Source organism: Acinetobacter sp. NEB 394, assembly GCF_013374795.1.
GTDB classification, from domain to species: Bacteria; Pseudomonadota; Gammaproteobacteria; order Pseudomonadales; family Moraxellaceae; genus Acinetobacter; species Acinetobacter johnsonii.
Window position 1 is genome coordinate 2,875,155 of sequence record NZ_CP055277.1, and the last position, 22,283, is coordinate 2,897,437.

The 22,283-nt window shown below is 41.6% G+C and carries 20 protein-coding genes and 2 pseudogenes; 4 read left to right on the forward strand and 18 right to left on the reverse strand.

The window, feature by feature from the left end; all coding sequences use genetic code 11:
- Positions 1-3: 3 nt before the first annotated feature.
- Positions 4-474, forward strand: a complete 471-nt coding sequence (locus tag HUK62_RS13930) for a heavy metal-binding domain-containing protein (protein ID WP_176538153.1) — start codon at positions 4-6, stop codon at positions 472-474.
- 128 nt (positions 475-602) lie between these two features.
- Positions 603-1,638 (forward strand): annotated as a pseudogene (locus HUK62_RS13935) (agmatine deiminase family protein).
- A gap of 100 nt (positions 1,639-1,738) precedes the next feature.
- Here HUK62_RS13935 and HUK62_RS13940 read toward each other — a convergent pair.
- Together HUK62_RS13940 and HUK62_RS13945 are read right to left on the reverse strand one after the other, a co-directional pair.
- Positions 1,739-2,545, reverse strand: a complete 807-nt coding sequence (locus HUK62_RS13940) for an SDR family NAD(P)-dependent oxidoreductase (protein WP_176538154.1) — start codon at positions 2,543-2,545, stop codon at positions 1,739-1,741.
- Between the two features lie 12 nt (positions 2,546-2,557).
- On the reverse strand, positions 2,558-3,232 hold the full coding sequence (locus HUK62_RS13945) for a hypothetical protein (RefSeq protein ID WP_176538155.1): 675 nt from the start codon (positions 3,230-3,232) through the stop codon (positions 2,558-2,560).
- A 182-nt stretch (positions 3,233-3,414) separates the two neighbouring features.
- Here HUK62_RS13945 and HUK62_RS13950 point away from each other — a divergent pair, with 182 nt between their 5' ends.
- Positions 3,415-6,309 (forward strand): valine--tRNA ligase, encoded by a 2,895-nt coding sequence (locus HUK62_RS13950; protein ID WP_176538156.1) that lies wholly within the window; start codon positions 3,415-3,417, stop codon positions 6,307-6,309.
- A gap of 71 nt (positions 6,310-6,380) precedes the next feature.
- On the opposite strand, the gene HUK62_RS13955 is transcribed toward HUK62_RS13950, so the two are convergent.
- The 6 genes and pseudogenes from HUK62_RS13955 to HUK62_RS13980 all read right to left on the reverse strand — a co-directional run bounded on the left by HUK62_RS13955 (position 6,381) and on the right by HUK62_RS13980 (position 11,908).
- Positions 6,381-7,790: an adenylate/guanylate cyclase domain-containing protein gene (locus HUK62_RS13955; protein ID WP_176538157.1), complete on the reverse strand. Its 1,410-nt coding sequence runs from the start codon at positions 7,788-7,790 to the stop codon at positions 6,381-6,383.
- 20 nt (positions 7,791-7,810) lie between these two features.
- Positions 7,811-8,356 (reverse strand): hypothetical protein, encoded by a 546-nt coding sequence (locus HUK62_RS13960; protein ID WP_176538158.1) that lies wholly within the window; start codon positions 8,354-8,356, stop codon positions 7,811-7,813.
- Between the two features lie 154 nt (positions 8,357-8,510).
- A pseudogene (locus tag HUK62_RS13965) lies at positions 8,511-8,606 on the reverse strand (DUF559 domain-containing protein); the annotation flags it as partial.
- An 85-nt stretch (positions 8,607-8,691) separates the two neighbouring features.
- A complete protein-coding gene (locus HUK62_RS13970; protein ID WP_176538160.1) occupies positions 8,692-9,879 on the reverse strand; it encodes a molecular chaperone DnaJ in 1,188 nt (395 codons plus the stop codon).
- 88 nt (positions 9,880-9,967) lie between these two features.
- On the reverse strand, positions 9,968-10,990 hold the full coding sequence (locus HUK62_RS13975) for a molecular chaperone DnaJ (protein ID WP_176538161.1): 1,023 nt from the start codon (positions 10,988-10,990) through the stop codon (positions 9,968-9,970).
- A gap of 156 nt (positions 10,991-11,146) precedes the next feature.
- Positions 11,147-11,908 (reverse strand): ferredoxin--NADP reductase, encoded by a 762-nt coding sequence (locus HUK62_RS13980; protein WP_176538162.1) that lies wholly within the window; start codon positions 11,906-11,908, stop codon positions 11,147-11,149.
- 85 nt (positions 11,909-11,993) lie between these two features.
- Between HUK62_RS13980 and gigC the strand changes: the two genes are divergently transcribed.
- A complete protein-coding gene (gene gigC / locus HUK62_RS13985; protein WP_004695408.1) occupies positions 11,994-12,872 on the forward strand; it encodes a LysR family transcriptional regulator GigC in 879 nt (292 codons plus the stop codon).
- 29 nt (positions 12,873-12,901) lie between these two features.
- On the opposite strand, the gene HUK62_RS13990 is transcribed toward gigC, so the two are convergent.
- The 10 genes from HUK62_RS13990 to nuoH form a co-directional block, all read right to left on the reverse strand.
- Positions 12,902-13,633 carry a cold shock domain-containing protein gene (locus HUK62_RS13990; protein WP_176538163.1) on the reverse strand — a complete coding sequence of 244 codons (732 nt, stop codon included), beginning with the start codon at positions 13,631-13,633 and terminating at the stop codon, positions 12,902-12,904.
- A 123-nt stretch (positions 13,634-13,756) separates the two neighbouring features.
- Positions 13,757-14,050 (reverse strand): cold shock domain-containing protein, encoded by a 294-nt coding sequence (locus HUK62_RS13995; protein WP_005400349.1) that lies wholly within the window; start codon positions 14,048-14,050, stop codon positions 13,757-13,759.
- A gap of 81 nt (positions 14,051-14,131) precedes the next feature.
- Positions 14,132-14,767: a uracil phosphoribosyltransferase gene (gene upp, locus HUK62_RS14000; RefSeq protein ID WP_058870138.1), complete on the reverse strand. Its 636-nt coding sequence runs from the start codon at positions 14,765-14,767 to the stop codon at positions 14,132-14,134.
- 122 nt (positions 14,768-14,889) lie between these two features.
- A complete protein-coding gene (nuoN, locus tag HUK62_RS14005) occupies positions 14,890-16,386 on the reverse strand; it encodes an NADH-quinone oxidoreductase subunit NuoN (protein ID WP_005400347.1) in 1,497 nt (498 codons plus the stop codon).
- Between the two features lie 3 nt (positions 16,387-16,389).
- On the reverse strand, positions 16,390-17,997 hold the full coding sequence (gene nuoM / locus HUK62_RS14010; RefSeq protein WP_171262524.1) for an NADH-quinone oxidoreductase subunit M: 1,608 nt from the start codon (positions 17,995-17,997) through the stop codon (positions 16,390-16,392).
- 7 nt (positions 17,998-18,004) lie between these two features.
- Entirely contained in the window at positions 18,005-19,894 is a 1,890-nt protein-coding gene (gene nuoL, locus HUK62_RS14015) for an NADH-quinone oxidoreductase subunit L (protein ID WP_094148762.1), read from the reverse strand.
- Positions 19,891-20,199 (reverse strand): NADH-quinone oxidoreductase subunit NuoK, encoded by a 309-nt coding sequence (nuoK, locus tag HUK62_RS14020; protein WP_004695395.1) that lies wholly within the window; start codon positions 20,197-20,199, stop codon positions 19,891-19,893. The genes nuoL and nuoK overlap by 4 nt, the downstream gene beginning before the upstream one ends.
- Positions 20,199-20,717 carry an NADH-quinone oxidoreductase subunit J gene (nuoJ, locus tag HUK62_RS14025; RefSeq protein ID WP_171056751.1) on the reverse strand — a complete coding sequence of 173 codons (519 nt, stop codon included), beginning with the start codon at positions 20,715-20,717 and terminating at the stop codon, positions 20,199-20,201. Before nuoJ ends, nuoK begins: the two co-directional genes overlap by 1 nt.
- Positions 20,717-21,259: an NADH-quinone oxidoreductase subunit NuoI gene (nuoI, locus tag HUK62_RS14030; protein ID WP_004651038.1), complete on the reverse strand. Its 543-nt coding sequence runs from the start codon at positions 21,257-21,259 to the stop codon at positions 20,717-20,719. The genes nuoJ and nuoI overlap by 1 nt, the downstream gene beginning before the upstream one ends.
- Before the next feature lie 16 nt (positions 21,260-21,275).
- Positions 21,276-22,283: an NADH-quinone oxidoreductase subunit NuoH gene (gene nuoH / locus HUK62_RS14035; RefSeq protein WP_004695391.1), complete on the reverse strand. Its 1,008-nt coding sequence runs from the start codon at positions 22,281-22,283 to the stop codon at positions 21,276-21,278.

A 22,283-nucleotide genomic window follows, 5' to 3' on the forward strand; every position in this document is an offset into this window, starting at 1 on the left:
ACCATGGAAAGTTTAGTTTTCCAACTGCTGATCTTTGCGGTGCTCTTTAGCGTCGGTTTTGGCTTTGGTCGCTACAATGAACGTAAACATTTGGCGGAGCTTGAACAGAATGAGAAGCGTCTTGCCTACATTACCGTGGGTAATTTACGCAAAGTAAGCTTCGAACAGTCTGGGCACATGATCAGTAGCAATGTTGTGATTTCTCATGATTATTTCAAATATGTATTAGCGACCGTGCAAAACTTTTTTGGGGGGAGACTCACCAGCTATGAAAGTGTTGTCGATCGTGCCCGTCGTGAAGCCATTGTAAGACTTAAGCTTGAAGCGGAAAAACACGGCGCAACGCATGTTGCTTGTATGCGACTGGCGACCACAGAAATGGGCATGCAAGGCGGTATGGTTGAAGTCTTTGCTTATGGGACTGCCATTCAAAGTCCTCAAACAGTCACTATTGACCAATCATCCATTCACTAAACTCAAACAGCATGAGCGTTAAAAATAGCTCATGCTCGCTCACCTTCTATCGTACATTCGGATGGTAGATTGCTCACTAGAGCATAATAAAAATGGACATTACCTACACTGTAAATAGGTCACAGATAATGAAATCTTTAGCACTAAAAATAAGTATGGCTGTACTCAGCATGATTCCACTTGTAGCCAAAGCTGAATTAATTGTACTGGCATCCCCTTCAAAGTAATGATGCTTACTATGCAAAAATGATTGATGATATTTTTGATTTTCACGTCGATTATGCAAAAAAAATTATTAAAAACGGAGACAATGTCGTTGTTCTGACAGACAAAGGCCTCTACCCCGACTATGTCAAAGCCTTGGGCACAAAGCATGTGGCAATCGCACCGATGCATGACATTTGGATGCGCGACTTCACCAGCGCTAATCCAGCTCAACCCGTCATGTTCCGCTACACGGCGGCAGGACAAGGTGGCGCTAAAAAAGGTCAGGCCATTTCAGATGAAGTACAAGACGAGTTTAAATACTACAGCCAAAAGGCAGGCTTACAGTTTACGCAAAGCAAACTATTGAATGATGGCGGAAACTGGGTGGAAGATGGTTATGGCAATGTCGTCCTCAGCACCAAATTCCTAGCGGATAACAAGCTCACCGAAAGTGAAGCCCGTAAGAAACTCATGGCATTGACGGGTGCAAAGCAGATTGCCTTCATTGAAGCCGATGAACAAGGGGGCTTGGAACATGCCGATGGCGTGGTCAGCTTTGTTGACCAAAACACCTTGGTGATTAACTCTTACCCTGAAGAACCCGACTATGCTAAGCAACTCAAAGCAGATTTAAAGCGCGGCATTCCCAATGTTAAAATTCGTGAAATCATCGCCCCTTATGATGGCAGCAAAATCTACGATGAAAAATTTGGTTCTGCATGTGGTTTATACACCAATATGCTGGTGACGCCTGAACGGATTTACTTCCCGCAATTTGGGATTAAAGAGGATGCTGTCGCTTTACAGCAAATTCGTAGCATAACCAAACGTACTGTTGTTCCAGTACAGTCTTCTAATGTTTGTCATATGGGCGGCGGTGTACGTTGTATGTCTTGGCAAGTGCGTGGAAAAAATGCGGAATTGTTCTTAAACTATTTAAATAAAATCAGTAAGTAGTACAGTGCGGCTCCCCTATCAATACATGGGGGGATGGGATATGTGAACATCATGATCCCAAAAAGCAGGTGGAAGTGACTTTCCTCCTGCCTTTTTCAATTTACTTCACTTTCATCTTACGAATCATTTTATACAACGTTGTAGGCGATAAACGAGACACCAGAACCCCCATTTTCTCTTTGCGACCGCCGACTACGATGTATTCTTCACCTTTAAGCAATGCACTCACCACCGTTTGCGCAAAAATATCGGGTTCTAAACCATTTTCAATCGCTTCGTCTTGATGACCCTGTGGTTTACCCTCGCCATTTAAAGCATTAAACGAGACATTGGTTTTAACAAAGCCCGGGAAAATCACCGAAACATCTACGCCCTCATTGGCCACTTCGGCACGCAGGCTATTTGCCCACATATGAATGGCAGCCTTGGCTGCTGAATAGCTGGCACGGTACTGCGTCCCCAACAACCCCGCAACACTCGAAACAAAAGCAATACGGCCAGATTTTTGCGCTAAAAATGTCGGCAGAACGGTTTTGGTTAAAAACACTTGTGAGAAATAATCCACTTCCATAATCGCACGTTCAGTCTGCATGCTGGTGTCAGCAATCAAGGCACGTTGGCTTAAACCCGCATTATTAATTAAACAGTCAATCCGACCTTTTTTCTGTAGCACTTGCTCATAGGCATGACGAACTTGAGCTTCGTCGGTAATGTCGGCACAAATAGAAATATGTTGATCTGGATTGAGCAGCCCGACGCGAACTTTTTCAAGCTCATCAAAACGTCTTGCCGTGAGTACAACCTCAGCACCCTGTAAAGCACATTCTTTGGCTAGTGCTTCACCTAACCCTGAAGATGCCCCCGTAATCCACACCACTTTAGCGTCTAAACTGTTTAACTGTGCCATGTCCTTATTGCCTCATACCGAAGTTTTATTTGCGGATTGATCATTTAAAAAAGTCAGGAAATGATCAAAATATTGACTCATCATCTGCGCATCATAGATACGCCCTAACTTATCAAAACGTTTATAGCCCAACTGAGTCGTTAAGTTAATCACCCCATTTAGTGTTTTATCGACCACCAGATTAAATTTAAGCATCTTTTTGGGTTCACGGACCAGACTGGTCACCCCTTGATCGACAATTTGTGTAAATACCTTCAAAGCTGGAGCAACATAACTGTTATTGCCCTTTTCCATCTGTTCCGCACAACCCAAAAGTTCGGTAACTAAGGTTTTTTCGACTGGGTAGCTTAAAAAATGCATGCTCTCGGTGTCATACATCATTTGCTCTAGATAATTCACCATTGGAATTAGACGGTCATTTGAAAAAAACGACACGGACCACGGCATGTACTTACGCATAGTGTCCACAATATGCTGAATAATTTTCTCAGACTCCCCATCGCCTGAGGTAGACAAGCGTGCAAGATCACCAAAGACTTGATCAATCACTTCACATGAAATATCCGCTAAAACCTCACCCAAAGGTTTGGCAAGGCTTTGGCTTTCGCCTACATTAAGCTGTTGATGAATGTGGGCAAAGCGTTGGTGAGTTTCAGGTTTTAATTTTAATGATATTTGATAAGTCATAGTGATCCCCCCTTTTTTGATTTTTACTGCGAACAAAGCGCACTCTAGGTTTAGACACATCATAAAGCGCTCTGCATCATGTCGCAATTGCTAGATCAACGCATTTGCTTTACATGCCCCCATTTGCGATTTCTTTGCTACAATAGATGCAATTTTTTATCTACTTTTGAACTGTTTGAACTATGACTGATTCAGCGCAAAATATCGCTACAACTTACGATCCGACCGAGATCGAGAAAAAATGGTACCAAACTTGGGAAGAGCGTGGCTATTTCAAGCCCTCTGAAAAAGGTGAGTCATTTTGTATCATGATTCCGCCGCCAAACGTCACCGGTAGCTTGCACATGGGTCATGGTTTTAACAATGCCATTATGGATGCCTTAACACGCTACAACCGTATGTCAGGTAAAAATACCTTATGGCAACCGGGTACAGACCATGCGGGTATTGCCACGCAAATGGTGGTTGAACGTCAATTGGGTGCTCAAGGTGTCAGCCGCCATGACCTTGGCCGTGAAAAATTCATCGAAAAAATCTGGGAATGGAAAGAGCAATCAGGCGACACCATCACCCGTCAAATCCGTCGTTTAGGTTCATCAGTCGATTGGTCGCGTGAACGCTTCACCATGGATGAAGGTTTATCCAATGCAGTAAAAGAAGTATTCGTTAAACTGCACGAAGACGGCTTAATTTACCGCGGCAAACGTTTGGTGAACTGGGATCCAAAATTACAAACTGCCCTTTCTGACCTCGAAGTTGAGTCGGATAAAGAAGAAGCAGGCTCATTGTGGCACTTCAAATACTTCTTTGAAGATAAAAACTTACGTACCCATGATGGTAAAGACCACATCGTTGTCGCGACCACTCGTCCTGAAACATTGCTCGGTGATACTGCGGTTGCTGTGGCACTGGATGATGAACGCTATACGCACCTTGTGGGCCAGAACATTATCCTGCCAATTACAGGCCGTGCTGTTCCAATCGTTAAAGACGAATATGTAGACAAAGAATTCGGTACAGGCTGTGTGAAAATTACGCCTGCGCACGACTTTAACGACTATGAAGTCGGTAAGCGTTGTGAATTGCCAATCATCAATATCTTCAATAAAAATGCAGAAGTGTTGGCTGAGTTTGAATATATCGCGAAAGCGGGTGAGCAAATCTCGAAAACCATCCCAGCCCCTGCGGACTATATTGGTTTAGAGCGTTTTGAAGCACGTAAAAAACTGGTTGAACAAGCTGAAGCTGAAGGTTGGTTAGATCAAATTCAACCTTACACCTTGAAACCACCTCGTGGTGATCGTTCAGGTGTGATCGTTGAGCCATTATTGACAGACCAATGGTATGTAAAAATTGCACCATTGGCGCAACCAGCAATTGAAGCGGTTCAAGACGGTCGTATTAAGTTTGTTCCTGAACAGTACAGCAACATGTACATGGCGTGGATGAACAACATCCAAGACTGGTGTATCTCTCGTCAACTTTGGTGGGGTCACCGTATTCCAGCTTGGTACGATGCTGAAGGCAACATCTATGTGGGTCGTGACGAAGCTGAAGTCCGTGCCAAAAACAACATCCCTGCTGATGTTGCACTTAACCAAGACGAAGACGTACTCGACACTTGGTTCTCTTCTGCGCTGTGGACATTCTCAACTTTAGGTTGGACTGGCGATGCCAAGAAAGATGCGGAAAACTATTTCCTCAATACCTTCCACCCAACGGATGTATTGGTGACTGGTTTTGACATCATCTTCTTCTGGGTTGCTCGTATGATTATGTTTACGATGCACTTCATGAAGAATGAAGATGGTACGCCACAAGTTCCGTTTAAAACGGTATACGTTCACGGTTTAGTCCGTGATGGCGAAGGTCAAAAAATGTCGAAATCTAAGGGCAACGTACTTGACCCATTAGATTTGATTGACGGTGTTGACCTTGAGACTTTGGTACAAAAACGTACTACAGGTCTGATGAACCCGAAACAAGCGGCGAAGATTGAAAAATCAACCCGTAAAGAATTCCCAGAAGGTATTCAAGCTTACGGTACGGATGCGGTTCGTTTCACGTTCTGTGCACTTGCGAACACGGGTCGTGACATTAAGTTCGACATGAAACGTGTTGAAGGCTACCGTAACTTTGCCAACAAGATCTGGAACGCAACCCGTTTCGTGATGATGAACTGTGAAGAGCAACTGATTGGTACTGAAGTTCGTCAAGACCTTTGGGAATTGCCTGAACAGTGGATCGTAAGCCGTTTGCAAAAAGCTGAAGCTGCGGTGCAACAAGCTTTCGCAACTTATCGTTTAGACTTGGCTGCACAAGCAATTTACGAGTTCATTTGGAATGAATACTGTGACTGGTATGTCGAACTGACCAAACCTGTTCTAAATGATGAAAATGTGGCTGAGGAACGTAAAGCTGAAGTTCGTCGTATACTTCTTGCAGTAATGGAAGCGTCTTTACGTCTTGCACACCCAATCATGCCGTATTTGACTGAAGAAATTTGGCAAACACTTGCACCGAAACTTGGTATTTCTGGCGAAACTATTATGCTGGCGCAGTACCCTGTTGCTAACCCTGAGCGTGTAAACGAACAGGCTGAAGCCGATATGCAATGGCTTCAAGGTTTGATTGGTGCAGTACGTAACATTCGTGGTGAAATGGGCTTAGGTAATGCACGTTTATTGCCTGTATTGCTACAAAACACCACCGATGCTGAGAAAGCGCAGATCACCCGTATTGAAGCGTTGTTTAAAGCTTTGGCAAAAGTTGAAAGCATTACGTTCTTGGCTGATGCTGAACAACCGCCATTGTCTTCTTCTTCTGTTGTGGGTCACGTGTCTGTCTTTGTTCCAATGAAGGGTTTAATTGACCCGAAAGCGGAATTGGGGCGTTTGCAAAAAGACTTAGACAAGGTTCAAAAGCAGCATGACCAAATTGCCACTAAACTAGGCAATGAAGGTTTTGTGGCGAAAGCACCTGCTGCGGTAGTTGAAGGTGAAAAAGCGAAATTGGCTGAGTTTGCTGACCAATTAGCGAAGATTAAAGCGAATATGGAGCAAATTGCGGCGCTTTAATGCTGTAATTCGATTCAAAAAAATCCCCTCTTAGTGAGGGGATTTTGATATAATACATTTATAAGATTTTACTATTCAATTGGTACGTAAATATAATCTCTAAATATTACACTACCACTAGTATCCTTTACTTCACACTTAATATAGTGTAAACCTTTGAAATTACAATCTCGTTGGAACTCTCCAACTTTAAAAAAAGTTGAAATACTTTGAGCTTGTCCAACATCAATATCATTATCGTCTATTTCTTCTTGAAGATACGTTTTTAAAATCTCTTCATCATTAAATCCTGAATGATTTTTCTTATAGAAAATAACTTTATATCTCTGAAGTAATCTAATATTTTCACTACTTAATATAGCTTTAATCTTTGAATCTTTTCTAATTACTCTAGAATTAGAATAATAATTTTCAATATTTCCGTTAGGATTTGTTACTTCTGCTTTTAATTTAAAATTATTATTAGGTATTACTTTTTCATCAGCATTAACATTTACTGATATCATTTGTTTTAAATCAAGTGGCAATGGCAATCCTAATATATATTTATGTGTTTTTAACGATCTCATAATATAATTCAAATCAGTACCGTCAGCTTTCTTATAATTAGGATAAATAAACTCTTTTTCAATAGTTTCTCCATTCCTAATTACTGTTTTAATCTTACAGAAATCGTTCGGAAAGTTAAAAAACTCTAATAATCCTTGTCCCATCATAATTTGATTTTTGCTCGCTAAACTCTGTAATTTAGCCGCAAGATCAACAGGTAATCCAGTAGGGGAAATCTCTCCAATTTGACCAAAGCCATAGTTACCCCATAAAACTTCATCATCATTACCGAAATTACAACCAACTCGAAAACCGAAATCTAGAACATTAAAATCACTTTTTTGTTCTTGAAGCCATGGCTTAATTGTATGCTCTAATACTACTGTAAGCATGGCAGCAGCATTCAAGCAGTCCAAAATCGATTGAGGTCTATCAATCTCTGATGACCCAAAAAAACCTAATACTGCATCACCCATAATTCGATGTACGCACCCATCAAAGGCATGAATAACTTCAATACAACTCTTAATTACAGCATTCTTAAACTTATATATAAATTCTAGATCATCAGGATATTTCAATGACAAACTTGTTGAACCTTTAATATCAACAAATATTGTTGTAATAAAGTGGTTCATCTGACCACCATGTATTAGCTCGCTAAAATCTTGATGGTCAGCAATCCCTCTTGTATTTATAGTGTTAGAACGGCCAAATGCCTCTCTAATTTGTGATTGTAACTGATATTGCTGAGGCTCGTTAATTGTCAAAACTAGCCCTTCATTACTTTCACTCAGCCTGCCTGTACTCTTATACTGTGAATCTAAGCCAATAGCTGATTCACCTTTGATAGAGTCCAGAATTAGGGCTTTCTTCTTAATCCCTTGATTTACATAGTTATCAAAATCATTTTTTGAAAATTTAAAACTCATCTTTTAGACTCTAATATTATTTAATTGATCTTAGATATACACGTTAACAAAAGAATGAATATGCTTATTACAACTGCACTTATCAACCAAGGTTGAATTTTTTGATAATCATCAAATTTTTTTTCGGTAACACTCGCCATTATATAAACTTGATTAATTAGATCATCTAAATGACTCTGTTCATCTTTTGCCTCAACCTTGTCTTTGATGCTTTGTAAATCTTTGAATTTTGCCACGTCACTATAAAAAATAGTTGAAAGTTCATCTACATTAATTTTCACATCACTATTACTATCACTTTTGCTTCTTTTCCTGTTTGGTTGTATTACATTCATACAATGCATATACCACTCACCGCAGCAGTATAAAAAAACCCCATATAAAACTATAATCATACAGCCTAAAATATCCATGTTAGTAAAGGTAATTCCCCAACCAACCAGAGCAGTTATAGCAACTAAAATACTTGATAAGAATGTTATTTGGTTTGAAGCCTTCGTATTAGCAAGTTGTACATAAAGGTCATATCTCGCTAATACTTTAAAGTAAAATTCAATTTTATCCATCGCCCACCCCAACTTAGTTATCATATAAATTTGAACACATTTCAATTAAAAAAAGGTTTTAGTATTCAAAAACTTAAATAAATTTCTCACGCCTTTTAATTTAGCATAATTATAAGTCAATCTCCTAAAATAATGGATATGAATTAATATTTAAAATCACATACTGACGACGAAATTTAAGATTCATAAAACGCTTGACGCGAAGTATTTGCCACATGAGGTGTTCTGCATCAGTAGCGGTGTGGCGCATGGATTTGGCGAAGGCAAATAATCAGCAGGTTAAAAAAAAGCATCGTCAAAATGACGATGCTTGGAATGACAATCAATGCTAAAAATTACTCAAATGACCAACTAAATGCTCTGCTTTTCAGTAAAATTTTTAAGTAATCAAAATCCTTATAATCATTTAAACGCTTTTCATCTCTTAACAGTTTTGCTTGAATATCTGCTAAATCGCGTTGATATTTTTTTGTCAAATCAACAGGTTTAAAACGCTGTTTGTAAAAACCAGAGCTTTCCCAATCAAATGAGTAAATAATGTGATCTAACTCAATTTGCAATTGCTCAATTTGATCTTCTAGCAATAGATTATAAGATTTCAAATGTTCATTTGCGATTTTAACTGCTTGTTTTTGATCACCTTGTTCTGTATAAGCACGTAACTTTAACATCGTAAGTAAATCTTTTTCTTCAAGTGCAGTATTTGCTTGCTGCAAAAGCTCAGTTTTCTCTATACGTTTTTGCTCATCTCGTTCACGGTCAGGATGGATCACAGAGGCAATTTTTAAATAAATGCTTTTTAATGACTGCCCTGCCATTTTTTTTGCATCTTCAAGTTGCATTTGCTTCTTTAAAATTTTCTTTTTTTCTTTTTCTGCAAACTTTTGATATGCCTCACGTTCATGATCATTAAGTTGATTTTGAATGAAATCAGCTTCCTCTCGATCAAACTTTTCTTTTACTTTTTGCATAAACTCTTCAAGATTTTCGAGATCAAAATCAAAGTCAATCCAGTCCTCAGACACACCTAATTGATCTGCAAAAATTTCTTTCATCACTTGTTTTTGCATCATTTCATCAACATCATGCTCTGAATGAAAATCATCTTCTGTATTCTCTACTTGTGAGGTAAGCAAATGATCACGGTCTTCTAAAATTTTATAAAATTGAGCAATGACGATGGTCAATGCATGTTGCTCTTCAGACAGATTGGGATTATCTAACAGTTGACTCACTAAAATTGAGATTTTTTCATCTAAACGCTCTAAATGGGTTTTAGCAAATTTATGCGATTGTTTATATTGCCAAAGTACCTCTAGTTGACTAAATAAAACTTGGTGCCATTGGACATATAATGGCAAGAGTTCAACACTTGCATCCTGTTGTACTTTTTGTTGTGCTTGTTGCCACTCAACCAAAGAGAGTTGTAATTTCTCAATTTTTTGAATCTGACGATTAAACTTTTTTTGTTGTGGGGATAAATTTTCAGTTTCTTGATACAAACTTAAATCTAAAATGCTCATGACTTTATTTCAATACAAATGCGATTTGACTCAATATTTTAACAGAAAGCATGCCTACGACTATTTGTTTAAAAAGTAAAATCTTATCTCATAGAACCCCATGCTCCATCAAGATCTTCATCCCACTCACCTTTTTCATATGCTTTAAACGTTCCTTTTCCCACTTCAACTGCTGTTTTAACTCGGTAGCATCCTGATCTATGACCTTATACACATCACTCATTTTGAGCTGTTTGGTATTGATATGACTACTCAAGTGAAAAGACGCAAAGATCTCATCTAATTGACCTTGTAAACTCTGACTCTGCGCTTCCAAAGCCAACTGATAAAACTTCACTTGCTCCGAGCTTAAAGCTTTTGAGCTTAGGCTTTTATTGATCTCTAGCTGTAACTGAAGCTTCAATAAATAAAATAAATCCTGCGCTGCATAAGCTTCATTGACCTTCTGCAAAAGTTCGGTCTTCTTCAACTTCTTCGCTTCATCAGGCTCACGGTCAGGATGAATCATCGCAGTAATTTTTAAATATACGGTTTTCAACGACTGCCCTGTCATTTTGGCGGCTTGCTCACGCTTTTCTTGTTGTTTTAACAGCTTGGCACGTTCTCGCTCTGCTTCATATTGGGCAGAATTATGTTCATAATTTTCCCAGTCCAGATCCACGTTTTGTTCTACCGTTTCAGCATCCTCATGAATTTGTATTGAGTTTGCTTTGGCTTTCTTCGCGCGTATATGCTCTGCATGCTGCATATAGAAAGTATCAATTTTCTCTACTTGCTCTTTCTGCGCTGAAGTTAGCATTTGTGATTTTTTTAGCATCTTGGCTAAAGCGGCTATTTTGGTGTCAATCTGCGCCAGATCAACTTTGCTAAAGCCATCGCTGGCTAAGTGATTCCACAGAGTATCGAGCTGTACAAATAACACCGTATGTAACTCGCTATACACAGGTAAAAGCTTACTGCGTGTATAGTTTTGAATGTCGGCTTGCGCATTTTGCCATGCTGCCAGTTCTTGTTTTTGCTGTTCAATACGCTCAATCAAACGATTTAATTTTTTCTGCTGCGGACTGAGTTGAGCCTCTGGCTGAGCCCTCGTTTTTAATGCTGAAGACATAATCCATCCAACCCAGTACGAAAGTGAAATTATAGCGCGATCTGAGTGCACAAGCTGCGCTACTCTCTTTGAGCCAAGTTTAAAAATCTGAGTGATTCAAATTTTGAGTGAAAAAAAGCCCATCATTCGATGAGCCTTTTATTGAGTGAAATAGCTTTACCAATAGTTTTCGACCGCGATATTTCCTTCACCACGGCGGTTCATGGTCAGACCACGTGCTTTCAGGGCTTCTTTGGTGTCTTCAACCATTTGCGGGTTACCACACAGCATCACATGGCTGGTTTCTGGGTTGAGACTCAAACCGACTGCTTTTTCAAGCTCACCATTTTCAATCAGTACAGGTAAGCGGTCATGCAGTGGCGCATGCGGATCACGGGTAATAATCGGCACAAATTTAAAGCCTGTATGCCCTTCACCAAAAGTCTCTGCAATTTCTTGAATACGTGTTGCATACGCCAATTCAGAGGCTGTACGTACACTATAAACCAGTGTAATCCTCTCGTACTTCAACCACGTCTCAAAGTCTTGCAACATCGAAATAAAAGGTGCAAGCCCTGTCCCTGTGCCCAGTAACCATAAGTCTTTTGGTAACGGCAACTGATAACGCGCCAAAGTCAAAAAGCCGTACGGGATCTTTTCAAGGTAGATCTCATCATCGACTTTTAAGTGTTGTAAATTCGAAGTAAATGCACCTTCAGGCACCACAATCGAGAAAAACTCTAAAGTTTCATCAAAGGGAGAGGACACCACCGAATACGCTCGAACCACCAATTCATCACCCACTTTGATGCCAATACGGGCAAACTGTCCTGCAGTAAACTTAAAATGTGCAGGTCGCGTCATGGTGAAGCTAAAAAGTGTATTGGTCCAACGGTGTACGGATAAAACCTTTTCTAGGCTAAATTTTTCAATTGACATGATTTCAGCGTGGCATCAAAGACGTTGCTCATGTTAGCATGACCACATAATTTGTTAATATTTTTTAAATGTTAAGGCTATATTCATGCGCATGACTTTACGCCAGTTGGCGGTTTTTGTAGCAGTTGCTCAAGAAGGCACAGTAACCAAAGCCAGTGATGCGGTTCGACTCACCCAGAGTGCTGCGAGTATGGCTTTAGCAGATCTAGAGGACGGTTTAGGGGCTCCACTGTTTGACCGTTTAGGTAAGCGTCTTCAACTCAATGATCTGGGTCGTTTCCTGCTGCCACAAGCTTTAGAAATTTTGGGTCGCTGTGATGCTTTCGAGCAAGCTGCTAAAGGTGAGTTACAAAGCATTGATTTACGTTTGGGTGCAACCCTGACCATCAGTGACTACCTCATGCCTGACCTGATGGCTGACTTCTTACAAATTCAGCCTCAAGCCCATTTACAGCTACAAGTCGGTAACACCCGTCAAATGATTGAGGCGGTGAATCAGTTCCAACTGGATTTGGCCTTGATTGAAGGCTCTTGTCACTTGCCGCAACTGCAATGCATTCACTGGCGTGACGATGAATTGGCGGTCTGCTGTGCACCAGAACATCCGTTGGCACAGTTAAATCGTACATTAACGCCTGAAGACTTTAAATCAGTCGAATGGATCTTGCGTGAAGAAGGTTCAGGTACGCGTGAAGTGTTTGATAATGCTATTTTAAAAGACTTGCCTGATGCCAATATCCGTCTGACCTTGGGTCATAATGAAGCGATTTTAAAAATCGTGGCCGGTGGTTTAGGAATGTCATGTATTTCAAAACTGGCAACAGAGCCTTTGCGCGAAAAAGGCCAGTTGGTGGTGCTTGATACGCCATTCTGGTCTCTAACGCGTCCACTGTTCATGTTGGTACATCGTCAAAAATACCAAGGCCCAGGACTCAAAGCCTTTATGAAGTTTTGCGAAAAATAAGTAAGCAAAAAGCACCCGAGGGTGCTTTTTTATTTCCCAAATTGGCGCTCACATGGCTCACCATCATTATTCCCATCCATTTGGGTATTTGGACAGTTCCTTAAAAAATAAAGCGCTTCCTCATAGGAACGCATTTGGGAGCAATGGGTTCGTCCATCGCATTTAAACTGCCCTGTGCTGACAGGTAAGCGACCATTTTGTTTATCAATACTTTCCGTCACGCGTTCAGAACGGGGTTGATTGGTCTGATGCAGACCTGCATCTAAATTACGCTTCCCTTGCTCAGATAGGATTTGATCGGGCAACTTTCCTAAAGCTTTACGCTGTTCTTCTACAATCTGTTGTTGCTCGAACATCAACTGCTCAGCTTTACGCTGTTTTTCTGCACTATAACTTTGATATTTCCCATAGGTCAAAAAGCCCAATACCGCGACGATAATGATCCCAATCACGGTGATGATGGTACTTTTATGCCCTGCCTCATGGTACCTTGGTGAGGCTTGGGTACGCGTTTTTTTCTTATTTGATGGTGTCGTTGCTTTGCTTTCTGAGGTCAGACCAAGCCGCTGGATATTGCCAGCCTTAAACTTGCCTTGGTCTTCTACAATCATAAACTGAAGCACTTCACCAAGCTTGGGTTCAATGTTGTTCTGTGGCAAATCTTTGATATGAAAAAACACATCATCAATATCCCCTTCCACCTCAATGAAACCAAAACCACGTGAGGTACTAAAGCTTTTGATTTTCCCTTTCAGAAACATAATCTGCTCTATTCAATTGTATTTTTCGTATTGTAATCAATAAAAAAGAGGCTAAAAAGCCTCTTTGCTTCAAAATGCAAAGATTAATCACTTTGCACGATTGAACTCTGAATCAACGCTGACTTAGCGTCTAAAATTAGACAATAAGTCTGTGGTGATCGATTTATTATGGCTTGAGACTTTCGACTTCTTGGCTTTGGCAGAGTTGTCTTCAACCCGCTCAATTTTAATTGCTTTATAGCGATCGCCATTTTCAACCACATTAAACTTCACGCGTTCATTGCGTTTCGGCTCACCTGAGTCTGCAGGAAAATCCGAGATATGAAAAAATACGTCGCCTTCAGGTGAGGAAATAAAGCCAAAACCTTTGTCAGCGTTATATTGCTTAACTTTTCCTTGATATTGCTCGGCCTTCATAAACAGATCCTAATATGTACACGCTTTGTTGTAGTATATAAAAAAGAGGCTATAAAAGCCTCTTTTTGCTGGGGCTCAATCTTAATCTTTTTGAACTGAACCAAAGATTTTGTCGCCCGCATCGCCTAGACCCGGCACGATATAACCATTGGCATTTAAGCCTTGGTCAATTGAAGCCGTGAAAATAGTGACATCTGGGTGCGCATCCAAAACACGTTTAATACCTTCAGGCGCCGCAACCAACACCATCACACGGATGTCTTTACAGCCACTTGCTTTCAATACATCAATCGCAGCAACCAATGAAGAACCTGTGGCAAGCATTGGATCGATGATCATCGCTAAACGGTTTTGTACATCTGGAACTAATTTTTTGTAATAAGTACGTGCTTCAAGCGTTTCTTCATCACGCTCTAAACCCAGTACAGACACTTTTGCACTTGGAATCAGGTTTAAGAAACCATCTAACATGCCAATACCCGCACGTAAAATTGGCACAACCGTGATTTTTTTACCCACAATGCGATCTACCGTTACTTTACCATTCCAACCATCAATTTCATGGTCGCAAACAGGTAAATCTTTGGTCGCTTCATAGGTCAACAGCATGGTCACTTCTTGAGCCAGCTCACGGAAGTTTTTAGTGCTGATATCGGCACGACGAAGAAGACCAAGCTTATGACGAATCAGTGGATGACGAATTTCATGGATAGCCACGGGAGAGCACCTAAAAGGTAAAATAAAATTCCTTACATTATAAAGCTTTTTATCGTGCGATAAAAACAAAAAAGCCCCCAATTGATGGAGGCTTTTTTGTTAAAACGAAACGTTTTTAAAAATTAGTGCTGTTGAGAAAGCATAAAGTGGATTGGAGATAGAATCTCTGACTGAAGTGCTAACTTGATAATTGGATCTGGATAGATACCAATCACAAGCACTGCTGCCGCAGCTAAAAGCACCATAATACCACCCACTTTTTGACCCCAATGATCTACAGCATCTACACGAGGTGCATCTGGTGGTGTCATGTACATAACAACCATCACACGGAGGTAGTAGTACAGACCAATACCAGAACCAACGATGATCATCGCAGCAAGGAACCAGTGCTGAGTCGTTACCGCAGCCATGACCACAAGGAACTTACCAATGAAGCCCGCTGTCAAAGGAATACCCGCAAGCGATAGCATCATCACCGTTAACACCGCTGTCAACACTGGACGACGCCAGAATAGACCACGGTAGTCCGCTAGACTTTCTGCTTCGTCTACGTTGTTGTATGGGCTAGACATCAATGCAACCGCGCCGAACGCACCAATCGTAGTTAACACATAAGTGATCACATAGACCGATACGTTACCAAGGCTTGCATAAGTCATGCTGATTAAACCAATCAACAAGTAACCAAAGTGTGCAATTGAAGAGTATGCCAAGATACGTTTCAAGTTCACTTGTTTCACTGCAAGGAAGTTACCCACCAAGATCGATAATACCGCAATCACGGTTAAGATCGTCACGATTGAGTCAACAAGGATCGCACCTGAGGTAAGGATGTAACGTACAAACAGACCAATTGTCGCTACTTTTGCAGCTGTAGCAAGGAATGTTGCGATCGGAGTTGGTGCACCTGCATAAACGTCTGGTGTCCATTTATGGAATGGCGCTAAAGACAGTTTGAATGCCACAGCAAAAACGATCAGGCCTAAACCTAAAAGTACCATTGGCTGTTGGATGTTTTGCATTAACGCTTGAACATTGTCATAGAACGACATTGAACCTGTGTACGCGTAAATATAAGCCATACCCATCAACAACATTGCCGAAGCTGTTGCTGAAAGCACCAAGTACTTCACACCCGCTTCTAAAGACTTAGAGCGTTGGTGTGTATATGCCAATAAGCCATATACAGGAATCGACATCAACTCAAGGCTAATGAAAAACGATGCATAGTGAGAACTTGCCACCATTAACATTGCACCAGTCACTGATGACAACATTAAGATATACAGTTCTTCACGATTATCTTTATAGCTTTCAATATAAGCATGCGACAGAGTACAGCATGCCAAAGCAGCAATTAGAATAATCACTTGGTACAGCAAGGTGAACGCATCCACCATGAACATACCCATCACGTTCGCAGGTTTAAAAGCACCACCGAACATTGTGAAAAGTACATATGCTGCCGCAAGGTTTAAACCCACCACTGATGCTGTCGCAATTAAGTTATGGTTACGCTTAATTGCAGTAAGAATCATCACGACGATCGTTGTTAAAGCAACGATCATCACAGGAGCTAAAGGCATAAGCTCAGAAAATGACATTGTGAAGTTCATGACTTATTGCATCTCCACATTTTCGAGTTGAACAGTTGCTTGACTCGCAACGTCAACTACTTCTTGTACAGGAATGTAGCTGTTCGCTAACCACGCCATGCTTGAATTTGAAATATCAAGGAAGCTTTGTGGGTACAGACCAAGCCATAACAGACCGAAAGCACAGATTAACAAGATCACTACTTCACGCGCATTTAAGTCTTTCAATGGGTTGTTGTAGTGCTGCTGTTGTTCTTCGTTTGGCGTACCAAACAACGCTTTGTGGATCAGAATCAAGCCATAAAGACCTGCAAATACTAAGCTTACTGCTGCAAGAATAGTAAACACTGGGAATTTTGCATAAGAACCCATCAAGATCAGGAACTCACCAATGAAGTTACCTAGACCCGGAATACCTACAAGCGCCGCCACGAAGAACATGAGGAAGAATGCAAGATATGGGAACTGACCACGCATACCGCCCATCAAACGCATATCACGTGTATGAACACGCTCGTACACTTGACCACACATAATGAACAATGCAGCAGATGACAAGCCATGTGCCAACATCATGATCATCAAACCTTGGAAGGTTAAGATGTTACCTGCGTAAATCGCAAGTAAAACAAAGCCCATGTGTGAAATTGACGTGTACGCAAGTAAACGTTTCATATCGGTTTGCTGGAAAGCACACCAAGCACCGTAGAAGATACCGATTAAACCGAAAATGATCGCGATGTCTGCAAACTGTGCAGAAGCCGCTGGGAAGAATGGAATCACAAAACGTAGTAAACCATATGCAGCGGTCTTAATTAAAATACCTGCAAGGTCAACCGAACCTGCTGTAGGTGCTTGTGCATGCGCATCTGGTAACCAGCCGTGTAATGGGAAAACTGGAAGTTTTACCGCAAAACCGACAAATAAACACAGCATGAATGCATAAGCAACGGTAGGTAATTCTTTGTCTAAAGTGTTGGCTACAGCTAATAAGTAGTTGTAATCAAAACCGATCATACCTGTCATCATGTAACCATAAACCACGAGGCCTAGGATACCGATCAACATAATAAGACCAGCGACTTGCGTATAGATAAAGAATTTGGTTGCAGCGTAAACACGTGATTTACCTTCTGCCCCTTTATGACCCCAAAGCGCGATCAAGAAGTAGATAGGTACAAGCATCATCTCCCAGAAGAAGAAGAACAAGAACATGTCAATCGCTAAGAATACACCGATCACACCACCCAAAGACCATAAAAGGTTTAAGTGGAAGAAACCAACATTCTTTTGAATTTCACCCCAAGAACAGCCGACAGCCAACACACCTAAAAGTGCCGTTAAGCCCACCATTAATAGAGATAGGCCATCCACCGCTAAATGGATGTTAATGCCTAAAGTTTGAATCCATGGCAACATGAATTCAGCAGACCACGATGGCACTTTCGCACCAAGTTCGTAGTTAAATGTACCTGTCTGCCACAGCGCAACGGTTAAGCCCAAAGTAATGAGCATACCCACTAACGCGATATAACGCGGCAGTTTGTCGTCGAGTTTGTCGACTAACCAACAAATAAAACCAGCAATGAACGGAACTAAGATCAGCGCGGGTAGAATCCAGTTGTTTGTGATTTCCATCTTATTTCCCCACGATCTGAGTTACGATCAAGACCATTAGCAATACAAAGATACCTAATGCCATACTTGATGCGTAATCACGCAATGAACCCGTTTGACGTGAACTTGTGAAACTATGACCACCTTTTACAAGTGCAGGCAAGACTAACCACAAACGATCAATTGGATCACGACCTAAAATCTTCGCAATAAGCAAATATGGTTTCACAAAAACGATGTCATAAAGCGCATCGAAGCCCAGTGCATTACGGCAAATGTTTGCAAGACCTGCACCCAATGACGTTTTAGCAAAGCCTTTCACTGCGCTATAAGCAAACGCAAACAAGACCACACCAATCACTAAACCAACCAATGCAATACCCACAGCGGTATATTCTGCGCTGTGCATACCATGTTCTAAAGCTTCAGGAATCACAAATGCTGGAATTTTTGCTGCATTTAAAATGCTTTCCACTGGTGCTTTAAGTGCCGCACCGACGAAAGTTGAAAGTACAGCAAGAATCGCCAAAGGCCCCCAGAAGGTAATGCCTTTAATCGCATGATACGGTGTATTTTCTTTACCAAAGAACACAACCCAAATCAGACGGAATGTGTAAATCGACGTTAAGAAAGCACCGGCTACACCCACCCAGTACAATGAGTTATACACTGCGATTGATTCGCCTTGTACCCAAACTGCACCCAAGATCGCATCTTTCGAGAAGAAGCCGACTGTAATGAATGGAATCGCTGCCAATGCACCGCCACCAATGGCGAAACAAGCAAATAGGAATTTGTTCTTGTAGAACAAACCGCCCATCTTGAAGATGTTTTGTTCGTGGTGGTAAGCCAAAATCACTGCACCTGAAGACAAGAACAATAATGCCTTGAAGAATGCGTGAGTCAGCATGTGGAACAAGCCTGCTTGATAAGCTTCAGCACCCACAGCCATAAACATATAACCCAGCTGACTCATCGTTGAGTAAGCCAAAATACGTTTGATGTCGGTTTGAACCAATGCAGCAAAACCAGCCACTAACAGCGTTACCGCACCTGTAATTGAGATAAACATCATCACTTCAGGTGCCATTTCAAAGACGGTGTACATACGGCAGCACAGGTAAACACCTGCGGTTACCATCGTTGCAGCGTGGATCAATGCGGATACAGGTGTAGGACCTGCCATTGCATCGGCCAACCATGTTTGTAATGGGATCTGTGCAGATTTACCTGCTGCACCCAAGAACAACATGAGTGCTGTCCAAATGGTTAAAGATGAACTTTGTGTCATCACTGTTGGTGCAGCTGCAACCACTTCAGCAATGTTTAAAGTACCGAACTGTTGGTAAATTAAGAACAAAGCGATCAATAAGAAAACGTCACCGACACGTGTTACGGTAAATGCTTTAATTGCTGCAAAACCATTTGCAGGGTTTTGATAGTAGTAACCAATCAGCAAGTAAGAGCATAGACCTACGCCTTCCCAACCTAAGAACAATAACGCTAAGTTATCACCCAATACGAGCAGCAACATGCTGGCAACGAACAGGTTGAAATAAGAGAAGAAACGCGCGAAGTCTTCTTCACCACGCATGTACCATGATGCAAAGATGTGAATCAGGAAACCCACACCCGTCACCATACCCATCATGAGCAGTGATAAACCGTCAAGATGTAAGCTAATGCCTGGGCTTAGGTTACCTACATTGAACCATGTCCAAAGATGTTGAACATAAGTCACTTTGCCATTATTAACAAAGTCTAGACCAGCGATCAAAGCAACCAATGCAGAAAGGCCAACCGCTCCCACACCAATAATGGCAGCGACATTTTCAGGAAGCTTGTTGCGACCTGCCGCTAAAAGGACAAAACCAATGAGCGGGAATAATACTGTTAAATATAAAAAACTCATCCGCGCATCTCACTAGCAGCATCCACATCCAAGTGATGGAAGCGATGGTAGAACTGAAGGACGATCGCAAGACCAATACAAGCCTCTGCCGCAGCAAGCGTTAAGATCAGAATAAACATGATTTGTCCGTCTGGTTGTACCCATGCACTACCAGCCAAAACAAACGCAAGCGCAGCTGCGTTCATCATGATTTCAAGACTCATTAACATAAATAATAGATTGCGTCGCACCATCACACCGTAAAAACCCAGTGCAAAAAGAATGGTTGCAACAATCAAACCATGTTCTAAAGGGATGTTGCCCATTATTGTTTGTCCTCTTCTGCACCTGGTTCACGTTTGCCAAGATGGAATGCTGCAACCAACGCAGCAAGCAATAACATGGCAGCAACTTCAACCAATAATAAATAGTGAGTAAAGAGTGCTTGGCCAACGACTTTTGGACCCACAACTTCAGTACCCATAACAGGCCCAGCCGCTGTGTAGTCAGAGCCGAGCATCCACACCAACACCAAGCCCATTAAGAAGCTCATGAGTGCTGGATATGCCCAAGCAGACGATGTTAACCATTTACGTTCTTGTTCAACGGTGTGTTGACCAAGGTTTAACATCATCACTACGAATACGAATAACACCATGATCGCGCCTGCATAGACGATGATCTCAAGCGCACCAGCAAATGGCGCACCCACGATCATAAACATACCTGCAACCGCAAGAAGTGACACGATCAAGCTTAATAAAGCGTGTACAGGATTCGCGTTGGTCACAACACGAATCGTAGAAACAATGGCCACAAGTGCCATCAAATAAAATGGCCACATCATGGTAATAAGCTCCGTACATCAACTGGTGCGCTTTCACGCTGCGCTTGACCTTTGTCTTTTCCAGTTACAGCCATACCTGTTACACGGTAGAAGTTGTAGTCTGGGTATTTACCAGGACCTGAAATGAGTAAGTTTTCTTTCTCATATACCAAGTCTTGACGAACGTATTCACCCAACTCGAAATCTGGAGTCATTTGAATTGCAGTCGTCGGACATGCTTCTTCACACATACCGCAGAAAATACAACGTGAGAAGTTGATACGGAAAAACTCCGGATACCAACGACCATCTTCTTTTTCTGCTTTTTGTAGTGAAATACAGCCAACAGGACATGCAACTGCACATAAGTTACACGCAACACAACGTTCTTCACCATCTGGGTCACGTGTTAACACGATACGACCACGGAAACGTGGTGGAACAATTTGTTCGGCTGGCACTTCTGGGTAAAGAATGGTGTCACGTTTACGTGTCACGTGTGAGAAAACCATCCACAGTGAACGTACGATTGACCCGAACCCAGCTAGAATTTTATACATTTTATTCTCCCTGCCCTTACCACAGAATCACTGCGCCAGTAACTAATAAGTTAACTAACGCTAATGGTAAGCAAATCTTCCAACCAAAGTTCATCACTTGGTCATAACGCGGACGCATAAGTGAACCACGAGCCAAGACAAACATCATCACAAAGAATGCTGTTTTGATAATGAACCAGAATACTGGTGGAATGAACGGAATATCGATGTTAAATGGCGCTAACCAACCACCGAAGAATAGCGTTACGATCAATGCAGAGATCAGAACTACGTTGACGTATTCCGCAACGAAGAACATCCCCCATTTCATACCGCCGTACTCGACGTGGTAACCTTCCGCCAATTCTTGTTCTGCTTCTGGTTGGTCAAATGGGTGACGGTGAGTTACCGCAACACCTGCAACCACGAAGATTAGGAAACCTAAGAACTGTGGGATGACAAACCATACATCTTTTTGTGCTTCTACAATTTCACGCATGTTGAATGAGCCTGCAATTGCAACCACACCCATCAATGAAATACCCAAGAACACTTCATACGAAATGGTTTGAGCTGCAGAACGTAGACCACCAAGCAATGCATATTTGTTGTTTGATGACCAACCACCAAACAATACGGCATAGACTGCAATACCTGCCATTGCCATAAAGAACAATAGACCGATGCTCATGTCTGCAACACCTAAGTATGGTGATACAGGAATAACCATGAACGACATCACCGCTGTTGCCATGGCAACAGCAGGAGCTAAACGGAAAGTCAATTTGTCAGCAAACTTTGGTGTCCAGTCTTCTTTGAACATGATTTTCAACATGTCGGCAACGATCTGGAACATCCCCCCAGGACCTACACGGTTCGGACCATAACGGTCTTGCCATAAGCCCAGTAAACGACGCTCAATAAAAGACATCAACGCAGCGATGAGTACTACAACGAGTAAAATCACAATCGCTTGAATGACTGAGTAGGCAATTGGCCAGTTCTCAGCCCAAAGCGGCGTTTGACGGATTAATTCTTGTTGCAT

Excerpts from the sequence above, each read along its gene's own strand:
- nuoI (WP_004651038.1), bottom strand. The coding sequence starts at position 21,259 with ATGTATAAAATTCTAGCTGGGTTCGGGTCAATCGTACGTTCACTGTGG.
- nuoL (WP_094148762.1), bottom strand. The coding sequence starts at position 19,894 with ATGAGTTTTTTATATTTAACAGTATTATTCCCGCTCATTGGTTTTGTC.
- nuoH (WP_004695391.1), bottom strand. The coding sequence starts at position 22,283 with ATGCAACAAGAATTAATCCGTCAAACGCCGCTTTGGGCTGAGAACTGG.
- HUK62_RS13975 (WP_176538161.1), bottom strand. The coding sequence starts at position 10,990 with ATGTCTTCAGCATTAAAAACGAGGGCTCAGCCAGAGGCTCAACTCAGT.
- HUK62_RS13930 (WP_176538153.1), top strand. The coding sequence starts at position 4 with ATGGAAAGTTTAGTTTTCCAACTGCTGATCTTTGCGGTGCTCTTTAGC.
- nuoJ (WP_171056751.1), bottom strand. The coding sequence starts at position 20,717 with ATGTGGCCATTTTATTTGATGGCACTTGTGGCCATTGTTTCTACGATT.
- nuoN (WP_005400347.1), bottom strand. The coding sequence starts at position 16,386 with ATGAACTTCACAATGTCATTTTCTGAGCTTATGCCTTTAGCTCCTGTG.
- HUK62_RS13995 (WP_005400349.1), bottom strand. The coding sequence starts at position 14,050 with ATGAAGGCCGAGCAATATCAAGGAAAAGTTAAGCAATATAACGCTGAC.
- HUK62_RS13960 (WP_176538158.1), bottom strand. The coding sequence starts at position 8,356 with ATGGATAAAATTGAATTTTACTTTAAAGTATTAGCGAGATATGACCTT.
- HUK62_RS13950 (WP_176538156.1), top strand. The coding sequence starts at position 3,415 with ATGACTGATTCAGCGCAAAATATCGCTACAACTTACGATCCGACCGAG.
- HUK62_RS13945 (WP_176538155.1), bottom strand. The coding sequence starts at position 3,232 with ATGACTTATCAAATATCATTAAAATTAAAACCTGAAACTCACCAACGC.
- nuoK (WP_004695395.1), bottom strand. The coding sequence starts at position 20,199 with ATGGGCAACATCCCTTTAGAACATGGTTTGATTGTTGCAACCATTCTT.
- HUK62_RS13980 (WP_176538162.1), bottom strand. The coding sequence starts at position 11,908 with ATGTCAATTGAAAAATTTAGCCTAGAAAAGGTTTTATCCGTACACCGT.
- HUK62_RS13940 (WP_176538154.1), bottom strand. The coding sequence starts at position 2,545 with ATGGCACAGTTAAACAGTTTAGACGCTAAAGTGGTGTGGATTACGGGG.
- HUK62_RS13970 (WP_176538160.1), bottom strand. The coding sequence starts at position 9,879 with ATGAGCATTTTAGATTTAAGTTTGTATCAAGAAACTGAAAATTTATCC.
- HUK62_RS13990 (WP_176538163.1), bottom strand. The coding sequence starts at position 13,633 with ATGTTTCTGAAAGGGAAAATCAAAAGCTTTAGTACCTCACGTGGTTTT.
- HUK62_RS13955 (WP_176538157.1), bottom strand. The coding sequence starts at position 7,790 with ATGAGTTTTAAATTTTCAAAAAATGATTTTGATAACTATGTAAATCAA.
- gigC (WP_004695408.1), top strand. The coding sequence starts at position 11,994 with ATGCGCATGACTTTACGCCAGTTGGCGGTTTTTGTAGCAGTTGCTCAA.